The following is an 11,979-nucleotide window of genomic DNA, read 5'->3' on the forward strand; positions in this document are numbered from 1 at the left end:
GGGCGTCATCATTCACCGCATCTTCCCTGGCTCCGACAGCAGCGATCGTCCCGAGGTGGGCTCCCCGCGGTTGGCCCTGTTCGTGATCGCTCCCCTTCCTCCGGTCGTCGGTGTTCCCGGCTGTGCGCGTGCGCGGAGGGACAGGTGCCGAGGTGGGGCGGGGCGGCGCGGGCCTGGGGTGATGGGCGGGGTGGGCTGCGTCACTCTGGCGTGCGGGTGGGGGCGGAGTATCGTTAGCCAGGCTAACTACCTGATCTGTCTCGGAGGTGCGTTTGAGTCGCCGCGCGCCCAAGGCGTCCATCGATCCGGACGCCCGGAAGAGCTGGCTGCGTCGCGCGCTGCCACTGGTCAAGGCCCATCGCGGGCTGCTGATCACGTCGCTGGTGCTGTCGTTCCTGGGGCTGATCGTCCAGGTGCAGATTCCCAACCTGGTGCGCATCGGCATCGACAAGGCGATTGTCGAGCACAGCGGCCGGCTTGCCACCTATGTCTGGGCCATTGTCGGGCTCGCCCTGGGGCAAGGGTTGATCAACTACCTGGCTCGGCTCTATCTGCTGCGGACGGCCTACGAGCTCGAGTACGACCTGCGCAACATCGTGTACGCCCACCTCGTCCGGATGCCGTTCGGCTTCTACGACCGGGTGCAGTCCGGGGAGCTGATGTCGCGTTCCGGCTCCGACATCCGGGCCGTGCAGATGTACCTGTCGTTCGGGCCGTCGATCCTCGTGCAGTGCCTGATCGCGGTCGTCGCGTTCGTGCTGATGCTCTCGATAAACGTGCCGCTGGCGATCGTGGCGATGGTGACCATGCCGATCATCGGGGTGCTCGGGGTCAGCATGCGCAAGGCGATCTTCCCGGTGTCGTGGCTGATCCAGGCCCGGCTGGCCCGGCTGGCCACCGTGGTCGACGAGAACATCCAGGGCGTACGCATCGTCAAGGCGTTCGCGGCCGAGGGCCGGCAGTTGCGTTCGCTGGCCGAGAGCGCCGACCGGATCCGGTGGGCCTACCAGCAGGATGCCCGGATCCGGAGCCGGTGGAACCCGGTCCTCGACAACCTGCCGCGGCTGGGGCTCGCGCTGGTGCTCATCGTCGGCGGCATCCTGGTGATCGACGGTCACACCACGATCGGCACGATCGTCGCCTTCAACTCCTATGTGTTGATGCTCCAGCCGCCGTTCCGCCTCCTCGGCATGATGATCATGATGGGTCAGCGGGCGTCGGCGTCGGCCCGCCGCATCTACGAGATTCTCGACACGCCGTCCGACGTGGTCGACGATCCCCAGGCGGTCGCTCCGCGGCTGCGCGGCGACCTTGCGTTTGCGGACGTCTCGTTCGCGTACCCGAATGGGACCGTCGCTCTTGATCACTTGAACTTGACCCTGCGGGCCGGCGAGACGGTGGCCGTCGTGGGTGGCACCGGCTCGGGCAAATCGACGCTCGGGCGGCTCGCCGCGCGGTTCTACGACGTCAGCGGCGGCGCGGTGACCATCGACGGCATCGACGTGCGCAAGATCGAGCTGTCGTCGTTGCGCTCTCAGGTGGGCATCGTGCCGGACGAGCCGTTCCTGTTCTCGCTGTCGATCCACGACAACATCGCCTACGGGCGTCCCGACGCCGCGCGCGCGGAGGTGATCGACGCGGCCGAGGCGGCCGGCGCCGCCGAGTTCATCGAGGAGCTGCCGGAGGGCTACGACAGCGTGGTGGGGGAGCGGGGCTACACGCTCTCGGGCGGCCAGCGGCAGCGGATCGCGATCGCGCGGGCCCTGCTGATGAACCCCCCGATCCTGGTCCTGGACGACGCGACGAGTGCCATCGACGTGACGGTCGAGCAGCGCATCCACGGTTCCCTGAAGTCCCGGATGAGGGGCCGAACCACGCTCATCGTCGCCCACCGCCTGTCCACGATCAGCCTCGCCGACCGGGTGATCCTGATGGCCGCCGGCCGGGTGATCGCCGACGGCACCCACGAGTCGTTGCTGGCCTCGGAACCCCGCTACGGCGAGGTGCTCGCCTCCGCCGAGGCCCCGCCCGACCCCGACCCGGGGGCGGCCGCCGGGGAGCTGTCCGGTGCGGAACGGGTGGTGCGGCGATGAGCATGTTCGGTGGCGGGTTCGGCGGGTTCCACACCGGTGGGCGCCCGGCCATGGGGGCGGCCGGGCGCAAGGGCAACGGCCTGCCGTTCGCCGGTATCCCCGACGACCTGGTCGAAGGGGTGGCGAAGCTCGAAGCGACGGAGCCCGACCACGGCGATCCGCGGGCGGCGTTCGATCCGGTGAACGACGACGGCGGACGGGTCTCGCTCGGCCGGCTCCTGGTCGGCCGGCCGGGGCTGCTGGTGGCGGCGGCGATCGCGATCCTGGTCGAGACGTTGCTGCTGCAGGCCGGGCCGTACCTCGTACAGGTCGGCATCGACCACGGCATCGCCGACCGCGACCTGCGGGTCCTCGTCGTCGCCACCGTCTGTTTCGTCGCGGCCGTGCTGCTCACCGGGGTCGCCACCGCCGTGCGCATGCGCAAGACCGGCGTGCTCGCCGCGTCAGCCACCCGGGACCTGCGGATCCGCATCTTCGCCCACCTGCAGCGCATGTCGCTCGACTACTACACCAAGGAGAAGGCCGGCGTCACGATGACCCGGATGACCTCCGACGTGGAGGCGTTGCAGAGCCTGCTGCAGGACGGCTTCGCCCAGTTCCTGATCCAGGGACTGACCATGGTGGTCGTCACCGCGGTGCTGTTCCACTACAACGCGGAACTGGCGATCCTGACCCTGGTGCTGGTGGTGCCGCCACTCACGGCGGCGTCGCTGTGGTTCCGGTACGCGGCCGACCGCGGCTACAACCGTCAGCGCGACACCATCGCCGCGATGTTCGCCGATCTGGCCGAGAGCCTCAACGGTACTCGGGTGGTGACCGCGCACAATCGGCAGGAACGCAACGTCGTCGCACACCGCTCGGTGGTCGGCGACTACCGCGACGCCAACGACTGGACCGGCCGGATCAACGCGATCTACGGGCCGGGTACGTCGGTGATCGGGTTGGTCGCGATGGCGGTCATGCTGCTGCTCGGCGGCCGGATGGTGCTGCGCGGGACGTTGACGATCGGCGAGCTGACCGCGTTCGTCCTCTACATCAACTCGTTCTTCCAGCCGGTGCAGCAGCTGGTTCAGCTCTACACGCAATATCAGCAGGCCAAGGCGGCGGTCGGGAAGATCCGGGGGCTGCTGTCGACGCCGCCGTCGGTTCGCGAGTCGCCGACGGCCGTCGCGTTGCCCCCGGTCGCCGGCGAGATCGTCTTCGACGACGTCAGCTTCGGGTATCTGCCCTCGCGTCCCGTGCTGTCCCATCTGTCCCTGCGGATCGCGCCCGGGGAGACGGTCGCGTGCGTGGGGCCGACCGGCGCCGGCAAGTCGACCCTCGCCAAGTTGGTGACGCGCTTCTACGACCCGGTCGACGGTTCGATCCGGATCGACGGCCACGACCTGCGGGACGTGACGCTGTCGTCGCTGCGTACCCAGATCGGAGTCGTGCCGCAGGAACCGTTCCTGTTCGCCGGCACGCTGCGGGACAACCTCGCGTTCGCCCGGCCGGGCGCCTCCGACGACGAGGTGTGGGCGGCGGTGGACGCGGTCGGGCTGCGCGAACTCGTGGAACGGGCGCCGGACGGGCTCGACACCGTGCTGCACGAGCGGGGCCAGTCCGTGTCCTCCGGCGAGCGGCAGCTGCTGGCCCTGGCCCGGGCGTTTCTGGCGGAGCCGCGGGTCGTTGTGCTCGACGAGGCGACCTCCAACCTCGACCTGCGCTCGGAGCTTCGGGTGGAGGCCGCGCTGGACGCCTTGCTGGAGGGGCGGACCGCGATCCTGGTCGCGCACCGGCTCTCCACGGCCATGCGAGCCGACCGGATCATCGTGGTCGACGACCACGGCATAGCCGAGACCGGGTCGCACGACGAGCTCGTGCGTTCCGGGGGTCGCTATGCCGCCATGTTCGACCAGTGGGCCGCGTCCGCCGGCCGGCCGCCTCGCTGACCGCGCCGACTCGTGGTAGGCAGGGATAGACAGTTACCTCTGCCTACCACGGAGGATCTATGCGGATCTTGCCGGTCCTAGCAATAGCCACCCTCGGCGCCACCTTCGTCGCGACCCCCGCGACCGCCGCGCCACCCGCGCCGACCGCGCCCGGATCAACCGCTTCCGGACCAACGGCCTACGGGTACGGCGGCGCCGTCGCCACCGTGGACCCCACCGCCACCGCGGTCGGCCTGGACGTGTTGCGCCGGGGCGGCAACGCGGTCGACGCCGCTGTCGCCACGGCCGCCACCCTCGGCGTCACCGAGCCGTTCTCCTCCGGCCTCGGCGGCGGCGGTTTCTTCGTCTACTACGACGCCAAGCACCACCGGGTCTCCACCATCGACGGTCGCGAGGCCGGGCCCGCCACGATGACGTCCACCTACTTCATCGATCCCACCGACGGGCAGCCCTACGACTTCCAGGAAGCTCGCGTGAGCGGCCTGTCGGTCGGCGTCCCCGGCACCCTGGCCACCTGGGAGACCGCGACCAAGCAGTGGGGCACCCGCTCGCTGGCCGCCCTGCTGCGCCCGGCCGCCGACGTGGCCGACCGCGGTTTCCCGGTGGATGCGACCTTCCGCCAGCAGATCGCCGACAACGCGGCCGCCTTCGGCCAGTTCGACGCCACCAAGGCTCTCTACCTGCCCGGCGGCGCCCCGCCCGCGGTCGGCTCGACCCAGCGCAACCCCGACCTCGCCGACACCTACCGCCTGATCGCCCGCCAGGGCACCGGTACGTTCTACCGAGGCCCGATCGGCGCCGACCTGATCCGGACGGTCCAGCACCCGCCGGTCTCGGCCAACCCGGTCGGCACCTGGGCCTACCCGATCCGTCCCGGCACCCTGACCGCCGCCGACCTGGCCTCCTACCAGGTACGCAAGCCGGCACCGACCCGCTCCGACTTCCGTGGCCTGACCGTCTACGGCATGTCCACCCCGTCCAGTGGCGGCACCGCTGTCGGTGAGTCGCTCAACATCCTCGAGAAGGTCGACCCGGCCGCCGACCGGGTGCTGCACACCTACCTCGAGGCGTCGGCGTTGTCGTTCGCCGACCGGGGGCGCTATGTCGGCGCGTACACCCCGCAGCCGGTCCTCGATCGGTTGATCTCCGACTCGTGGGCGAAGCAGCGCGCCTGCCAGATCTCCCCGACCGCCGCCCTGACCAAGCCGGTGCCGCCGGGCGACATCAACGCCCGCGGCTGCACGCCGGCGACCGTCGGCGGCCCCACCGAGCAGGGCCAGTCGACCACCAACCTGACGGTCGCCGACCGCTGGGGCAACGTGGTCGAGTACACCTTCACCATCGAGCAGACCGGCGGCAACGCCATCGTGGTGCCGGGTCGGGGCTTCCTGCTGAACAACGAGCTGACCGACTTCAACTTCACCAACACCCAGGCCCCCGCCGCCGACCCCAACCTGCCCGGCCCCGGCAAGCGGCCGCGCAGCTCGATGTCGCCGACGATCGTGCTGAAGGACGGTAAGCCGTTCCTGGCGCTGGGTTCGCCCGGCGGCGCCACCATCATCACCACGGTCCTGCAGATCCTGGTCAACCGCCTGATGCTGGGCATGACCCTGCCCGAGGCGATGGCCGCGCCGCGCGCGTCGCAGCGCAACACGGCCGGCATCCAGGCCGAGCCGGCGTTCCACACCACCTACGGCCCGGCGCTGACCGCGCTCGGCCATTCCTTCGGCCCCGACGTCCCCGAGCTGGGCGCCGCCACCGCCGTGGAATTCACCCGCCACGGCGGCTTCATCGCCTCCTCCGAACCGGTCCGTCGAGGCGGCGGCTCGGCCGGGGTGGTGCACCCCGGCCGCTGATCGAGAGGCCCCCGGTCGCCCGCGCGATCGGGGGCATCGCAGGTCCACCGCGCGAACCGGGTTCGGGAAGACCGGAGGAGTGGGCGATGAGCGTGCTGGGCGAGTTCCGCCGGCTGCCGCCGGCGTTGCTGGCGGAGATCCGGGCAGCGCCGGCACCGTCTTCCCCGCCGACCGGCACGGTTTCGGCCGTGCCGGCGACTCCCGCGCGCTGACCGCGGACCAGCTGGGCCGCTGGGAAGCAGCGGACGCGTCCGGCCGTTCCGGTGGCCGGGCGCGTTTCCCTGGCAACCGGCTGACTCAACGAGCATCCATCGGAAGTCGCACCAGGACGGTGGTGCCGGGGCCCTCGTGGTCGACCAGTTCGATGCTGCCGTGGTGTTTCGTGACGACGGCGCGGCTCAGGGTCATGCCCAGGCCGGTGCCGGGGATGGCCTTGTCGTTGCCGCGGCTCGTGCGGTACATGCCGGTGAACAGCTTTTCCCGCTCGTCGCTGCTCACGCCGAGGCCGGTGTCGGAGACGGCGAGTTCGGCGGCGCGGCCGTCGGCGCGCAGGGTCACGCCGATGTGACCGCCGTCGGGGCTGTACTTGACCGCGTTGCCGAGCAGGTTGTCGACGACCTGGCGCAGGCGTTTGCGGTCGCCCGGCAGCATCAGCTTCTCGGGCAACTGGTCCTCGATGACCAGCGGTGCGTCGTCGATCGCCGCCCGCGCCTGGTCGACCGAGTCGCGCACCACCTCGGCCAGGTCCATCGGCATCAGCTGCACGTCGGCGTGCCCGGCGTCCAATGCGGACAGTTCCATCAGCTCGTTGATGATGTGCCGGAGCTGGGTGGAGTTGCGTTCGATCACCTCGAGCAGCCGCGGCCCTTCGGCGATCAGGGTCGCCTCGTCGGCTTCGCGCAAGAGTTCGGTGTAGGCGCTGATCGAGGTCAGCGGCGTGCGCAGTTCGTGCCCGATCAGCGCCAGGTATTCGTTCTTCGACCGGTTGAGCTGCCGCTGCAGGTCCTCCACCCGGCGGCGCTCGATGAACTGGCCGATGTGGGCCGCGATCCCCGACATCAGCGCGAGCAGTTCGTCCTCGGAGTCCTCCACGGTGTCCGCGAAGACCTCCAGGACCCCCAAGGTCTCGAAACCTTCCTTGACCGGTACGGCCAGTGCCGCGTGCAGCCGCGACCGGTGGGCGGTCTCCTCGGCGATGAGGCTCTGCGGCTGCCCCACGTCCCGGATCCACAGCGGTTTACCGACCTGCCAGGCGCGCCCGGCGAGGCCTCGCCCGTACGGCAGGTCGGCCGGCACGTCGATCTCCGCGTCCCAGCCGGGGGCGCTCCACTGCGCGGCCGAGCGCACCACCGCGGCCGCCTCGTCGACCAGCCACAGCTCGGCGTGCGCCCAGCCGAGCGTGTCGACCACGGCTTCGAGCACCCGTTCGCCGGCTGTCTGGATGCTGATCGCGTCGGCCAGCGCCGCCGTGACCGCGAGTTCGCAGGTGCGGAAGCGTTCGACCCGGCGGCGGCGGGTGACGTCCTGCACCGCCTGCACGGCGCCGACCGTGTGACCGTCGGGGCCGGTGATCGGGTGCGCGTCGATCAGGTAGTGGTGCACGCGCCGGTCGGGGCTGTGCAGGATCACTTCCTCGTCGCGCAGGTGTTCGCCCCGCAGGGCCCGGAACAGGCCGAGGTCGTCCTGGGTGAGCGGGTTGCCGTCGGTGTCGGTGAGCCCGTCGGACGGTAGCCGGTTGGGGGAGAGGCCGGCTCCCGTCCACATGTCGCGCATCCGCTCGTTGACGAACACCACGTTGCCGTCGGCGTCGCAGGCGGTCACCCCGTCGTGCAGGCTGCCCAGCACCGCGTCGAGGAAGCGGCGCTGCTGGTCGATCTCGTACCGGGCCAGCTGCTCGGTGATCAGCAGGGTGCACACCTGGGCCGCTTCGGCGACCGCGGCGATCTCCTCGGCGGTCCAGTCCCGTGGTCGCGGGTCGGACGCGCAGCACACGCCGAGCACGGCACCCTGCTGGTCGCGTACGGCATGAGCGAGATAACCACCGCGCCGCGCGGCACCCAGGGCGAGCCCCCGCTCGTCGGCGGCCAGGTCCTTGATCACCACCGGGTCGTCGCTGTGCAGCACGATGCCGGCCAGGGAGTTCTCGATCGGGGTGTCGGTGACCTCGTCCCACGAGCCGGCCAGCCCCCAGCCGCCGTAGAGCCGCAGCCGGTCGCCCTGGGCAAAGTGGATCAACGCGACCGGCGCGTGCGCGGCCCTGGCCACCAGCGCGGCCAGCTGATCGGCGGCGCCGCTCGTGAGCACTCCGCGGTGCAGCTCGCCGGAGTTCGGCAGCAACGGCCAGCCGGCCCCGCCGGTCGCCGTTCGGCGGGGTTTCCACGCCCGTCCGGCGTCCAGGCCGGGGTCCTCCACCACCATGGCCTACCTCCGGCTTTCAGCCTAAAGGTGGCAAATCACCCTCGCCGCTGGAATCGCAGATCCGCGATGGGACGGCCCTGCGCGGTGCCCCGGCGCTCGAACTTCGTCCCCGGCCGGCCCGCCCGATCGATCCCCGCGGGCCGCAGGCCCGGCTCGGCCGCCAGGACCTCGGCCATCGCCTCGGCGTAATGCGGCCAGTCGGTCGCGCAGTGCAGCACGCCGCCGGGGCGCAGACGCGCGCTGAGCAGGGCGACATTGTCCGGGCGGATCAGCCGCCGCTTGTGGTGGCGGGCCTTCGGCCACGGATCGGGGAAGAAGACGTGGACGGCGTCGAGCGCACCCGGGGAGATGCGGTGCACCAGTTCCATGGCGTCACCGTGGGCCACCCGTACATTGGTCAGACCTTGCTCTTTGACCAGCGCGAGCAGATTGCCGATGCCCGGGGTGTGCACCTCGACGCCGAGATAACCGCGGCCCGGATCGGCGGCCGCCATGGCGGCCGTGAGATCACCCATCCCGAAACCGATCTCCAGAACTACCGGCCGCGCGGCGCCGAACAGGGCCGGCAGGTCGATCGGCGTGCGGTCGCCGTCCACCACGTCGAGGCCGAAGAGCGGCCACAACTCGGCGTACGCGTCGTGGTGGCGGGCGCTCATCCGGCCCCGGCGGGGATGGAACGAACGAATCGGGCGGTGCTCAGCGGTGTCAGTCATGGCACCGCCAACTGTAATTACGCGGAGACGTCGATGCGGCGCGGGCCGCTCTGTTCCAGATAGGCGAGGGCCCGGGGGAGGTACTGGCCGATCGGGCTGGGCGCACCCGCCCGCTGGTAGCGATGGTGCAGATCCTTGAGGTAGAAGCCGGTGACCGGCTGGCCCGGCGCCAGATGGCCGACGGCCCGCTCGTTGGCGATCGCGACGGCGAAGCTTGTCGGCTTTTCCTTCATTGCGGCCACCCCCAGCTGCTGCCCGGTGACGTGGAAGATCAGCTCCCGGTCGGCCGGGGTCAGCGCCTCGAAGTCGTTGCGCTCGCTCTTCTCGGCCGGCTTGCGCCGGGGCGGCGCGGAGATCGGCGTGTGATGGGTACGGGAGGTTCCCAGGCCGGAGACGGTCATGCTCATCTGTTCGGCGGTTGCTTTTCAGCGCTTAGCCGGTAGCACGCTGGGTTGCGAGCCTTCCCGGAACGGGGTGCGGGAGCCGTCGGCCAGGCCGACCGTCATCACCCACGAGTGCCCCCGGTACTGGGCGGTGACCAGGCCGTGGGTGCTGTCCGCGTAGGTCATCTCGCGGTCGTTGACCCCGCCCACCGTCCGCTTGACCTTGGTGGCCGGGTCGAACTCCACCAGGTGCACCGGCTCGTTGTCGGCCGCCGTCTCACCCTCCTGGTAGGCGGTCCACGCCAGCCTCTTGCCGTCCGCCCGCCAGCCCGGCACCACGGCGAATCCCCGATTCTGCAGGCTGCCCCCGCCGTAGGCGGCCACCGTCTGCTCGGTGCCGGTCGCCACCCGGCCGATGCTCAGGCAGGCGTCATAGACCGAGTCGCACTCGCCGCCCCGGAACGCGATGCTCGTCCCGTCCGGGGACCAGGCCACCGCGTCGTCGGTGCGCAGCCGCTCGGTCAGCTGCTTCGGCGCGATCCCGCTCAGCTCCGGCTCGTCGGGCAGCTCCTCGCTGCGGCAATCACGCGGGAACAGGACCTCGGGCTGCGCGCTCGCCGTGCCCGCCGCGATCCGGTAGACCCCCGGCCCGCCGGTGCAGGACAGCGAGGCGAACGCGATCCACTTGCTGTCCGGCGACCAGGACGGACCGCCGGCGGCGCGGGTGGTGAGCCGGCGCGCGGCGCCGCCGTCGGCCCGCATGGTCCACAGCTGACCACCCTTGAGGTACGCGATCTGCCGGCCGTCGGGCGACCACCGCGGCCGCGAGTTCCCGCCACCGGTGGTCAGCCGAGTCTCGCCGCTGCCCCGGCTGACATAGACGTCGCCGTCCCGGACGTACGCCACCGTGCTCCCACCGGCCGCCTCGGCCGGCGTCGCCACCAGGCCGCCCAGCATCCCGGCTACCACCATCGTGATCATCTTCATGCTCTGCATAACGGCACGCCCCCCGACGCGTCTCGCCCCTGCCACCTACACCGAGCACATCGTCCGCAACTGATTCGCTACTGAGCGATTCCCGGACCCGGTTTTCCCAGCTCCAGCTGCCGCTTGCTCTCGTGCTGGTGGGCGAGCATCCGCAGGGCGCTGAACAGGGCTTCGCCCAGCACCGTCCCCAGCACCACGAGCTCCATCCGGGCGGCCGGATCCGGCCGGGCCAGCACCATTCCCACCTCCACCGCCGCGAGCGACGCGGCCGTGTCCGCATATTCCCCGAGCTTCTCCGACAACTCCGGAACCCCGAGCGAGCCACCCGCGGCCAGCGCGTCAGCGACCTGGTCCATCTCCGGCGACCACGCCTCGACAAGCCACCCACGCTCCGCGACCAGCTCGGTCACCCGCCCCCGGGCCGCCAGCCACTCGGGTGTCGCTCGATCCGGCTGATGCCGCGGAGCAACCGAACTCTGCGCCACCCCCAGCAATTCAAGAGGATCATCCGCGTACGCGGTGAGCGCCCCCACCACCTCCCGGGCCCCCGCCACCGACACCCCGCCCACGTCGATCAACGCCCGCACCAGCAGAAGCCGGCGCAGGTGCTCCTCCCCGTAGTCCGCCTGGTTCGAAGCCACCGCCACCCCCGGGGCGAGCAGCCCTTCCCGCAGGTAGTACTTGATCGTCGGAATAGGCACCCCGCTACGCCGACTCAGCTCACCCACACGCACAGCCCGCTCCCGCCTTCCACTCACGCCCCGCCCGTTTTCCGCCGCCCGCCGCCCGCCAAGCCGCGACTGACACGGAACGCCGAACTGCTTCGGCAACCTGCTTGCGCTTTAGCGGCTCCGCATGGATAGTTTAGCTATCAGCAGCGGATAGTGCTGCTATCCGCAACGGGGGAGGGGCAGAGATGTCGAAAGTAGTTCCGGGGCCCATGACCGCTGAGGTCGACGGTGATTTCGTGGTCTTTCTGATCGGCATGCGCATCAACAAGTGGTGGAAGCTCCACAAGTGGGTGCCGGTGGGGATGGCGATGGGGCCGATGCTGCGGGAGTTGATCCGCCGCAAGGAGTTAGGGCTTTTGCACTTCACCACGTGGGTGGGGGCGCGCGGCCCGGTCGTCGTGCAGTACTGGCGGAGCGTCGAGCAACTCGAGGACTTCGCGAAGGACGCCCGGCTGCCGCACCAGCCCGCCTGGAAACGCTGGAACCGCGCCGTCGGCGACAGTGGTGACGTGGGCATCTGGCACGAGACCTACATGATCAACGGCGGCACCTACGAGGCCTTCTACGGCAACATGCCGGCCTTCGGTCTCGCCGGCGCCGGCCGCCCCGTCCCGCTGACCCGCAAAACGCGAGCCGCCGCCGACCGCCGCGCCGCAAACGCCGACCGACCCGCCTGACCAGCCGCCGCCTGACCAGTCATCGCCCGCGAGCCGTCGCCCGCGAGCCGTCGCTCCGCCAGCCGTCGCCCGCCCACCGAGCGGCGAGCCAGCGGGGCAGCGGGGCAGCGGAGTTGGCGGATCGGCTGGGTTGGCGGATCGGCTGGGTTGGCGGATCGGCTGGGTTGGCGGATCGGCTGGGTTGGCGGAT

10 protein-coding genes are annotated in these 11,979 nt (G+C 70.8%); 5 read left to right on the forward strand and 5 right to left on the reverse strand.

All coding sequences use genetic code 11. The annotated features are described in order from the left end of the window. The first annotated feature begins 272 nt into the window (after window positions 1-272). From Afe05nite_RS20045 to Afe05nite_RS44590, 4 genes are all read left to right on the forward strand, one after another. The gene (locus tag Afe05nite_RS20045; protein WP_203818675.1) at window positions 273-2,093 is read left to right on the forward strand and encodes an ABC transporter ATP-binding protein; all 1,821 of its coding nucleotides are present in this window, start codon (window positions 273-275) and stop codon (window positions 2,091-2,093) included. Beyond that, window positions 2,090-4,024 (forward strand): ABC transporter ATP-binding protein, encoded by a 1,935-nt coding sequence (locus Afe05nite_RS20050; protein ID WP_203818676.1) that lies wholly within the window; start codon window positions 2,090-2,092, stop codon window positions 4,022-4,024. Before Afe05nite_RS20045 ends, Afe05nite_RS20050 begins: the two co-directional genes overlap by 4 nt. Window positions 4,025-4,083: 59 nt before the next feature. After that, window positions 4,084-5,880, forward strand: coding sequence for a gamma-glutamyltransferase (gene ggt, locus Afe05nite_RS20055; protein WP_203818677.1), 1,797 nt, complete (start codon window positions 4,084-4,086; stop codon window positions 5,878-5,880). A gap of 86 nt (window positions 5,881-5,966) precedes the next feature. After that, window positions 5,967-6,092 (forward strand): hypothetical protein, encoded by a 126-nt coding sequence (locus Afe05nite_RS44590; protein WP_275407491.1) that lies wholly within the window; start codon window positions 5,967-5,969, stop codon window positions 6,090-6,092. Window positions 6,093-6,177: 85 nt separating this feature from the next. Here the strand turns inward: Afe05nite_RS44590 and Afe05nite_RS20060 are convergent, their stop codons facing one another. The 5 genes from Afe05nite_RS20060 to Afe05nite_RS20080 form a co-directional block, all read right to left on the reverse strand. Next, complete coding sequence (locus Afe05nite_RS20060; RefSeq protein ID WP_203818678.1) at window positions 6,178-8,298, reverse strand: PAS domain-containing sensor histidine kinase; 2,121 nt, start codon at window positions 8,296-8,298, stop codon at window positions 6,178-6,180. Window positions 8,299-8,333: 35 nt separating this feature from the next. After that, on the reverse strand, window positions 8,334-9,011 hold the full coding sequence (trmB, locus tag Afe05nite_RS20065) for a tRNA (guanosine(46)-N7)-methyltransferase TrmB (protein WP_203818679.1): 678 nt from the start codon (window positions 9,009-9,011) through the stop codon (window positions 8,334-8,336). 17 nt (window positions 9,012-9,028) lie between these two features. Further along, the gene (locus Afe05nite_RS20070) at window positions 9,029-9,418 is read right to left on the reverse strand and encodes a hypothetical protein (RefSeq protein ID WP_203818680.1); all 390 of its coding nucleotides are present in this window, start codon (window positions 9,416-9,418) and stop codon (window positions 9,029-9,031) included. An 18-nt stretch (window positions 9,419-9,436) separates the two neighbouring features. Then, window positions 9,437-10,381, reverse strand: a complete 945-nt coding sequence (locus tag Afe05nite_RS20075) for a TolB family protein (RefSeq protein ID WP_239118011.1) — start codon at window positions 10,379-10,381, stop codon at window positions 9,437-9,439. Between the two features lie 77 nt (window positions 10,382-10,458). Beyond that, complete coding sequence (locus Afe05nite_RS20080; protein ID WP_307835643.1) at window positions 10,459-11,139, reverse strand: MerR family transcriptional regulator; 681 nt, start codon at window positions 11,137-11,139, stop codon at window positions 10,459-10,461. A 182-nt stretch (window positions 11,140-11,321) separates the two neighbouring features. Here Afe05nite_RS20080 and Afe05nite_RS20085 point away from each other — a divergent pair, with 182 nt between their 5' ends. Beyond that, window positions 11,322-11,789 (forward strand): DUF4188 domain-containing protein, encoded by a 468-nt coding sequence (locus Afe05nite_RS20085; RefSeq protein WP_239118012.1) that lies wholly within the window; start codon window positions 11,322-11,324, stop codon window positions 11,787-11,789. Window positions 11,790-11,979: the final 190 nt, after the last annotated feature.

Source organism: Paractinoplanes ferrugineus (assembly GCF_016862195.1).
Taxonomy (GTDB): Bacteria; Actinomycetota; Actinomycetes; order Mycobacteriales; family Micromonosporaceae; genus Actinoplanes; species Actinoplanes ferrugineus.

What these genes read in the sequence shown, in the direction of transcription:
- Afe05nite_RS44590 (WP_275407491.1), top strand. Translation starts at nt 5,967, where the DNA reads ATGAGCGTGCTGGGCGAGTTCCGCCGGCTGCCGCCGGCGTTGCTGGCG.
- Afe05nite_RS20075 (WP_239118011.1), bottom strand. Translation starts at nt 10,381, where the DNA reads ATGAAGATGATCACGATGGTGGTAGCCGGGATGCTGGGCGGCCTGGTG.
- Afe05nite_RS20050 (WP_203818676.1), top strand. Translation starts at nt 2,090, where the DNA reads ATGAGCATGTTCGGTGGCGGGTTCGGCGGGTTCCACACCGGTGGGCGC.
- Afe05nite_RS20070 (WP_203818680.1), bottom strand. Translation starts at nt 9,418, where the DNA reads ATGAGCATGACCGTCTCCGGCCTGGGAACCTCCCGTACCCATCACACG.
- Afe05nite_RS20085 (WP_239118012.1), top strand. Translation starts at nt 11,322, where the DNA reads ATGACCGCTGAGGTCGACGGTGATTTCGTGGTCTTTCTGATCGGCATG.
- trmB (WP_203818679.1), bottom strand. Translation starts at nt 9,011, where the DNA reads ATGACTGACACCGCTGAGCACCGCCCGATTCGTTCGTTCCATCCCCGC.
- ggt (WP_203818677.1), top strand. Translation starts at nt 4,084, where the DNA reads ATGCGGATCTTGCCGGTCCTAGCAATAGCCACCCTCGGCGCCACCTTC.
- Afe05nite_RS20060 (WP_203818678.1), bottom strand. Translation starts at nt 8,298, where the DNA reads ATGGTGGTGGAGGACCCCGGCCTGGACGCCGGACGGGCGTGGAAACCC.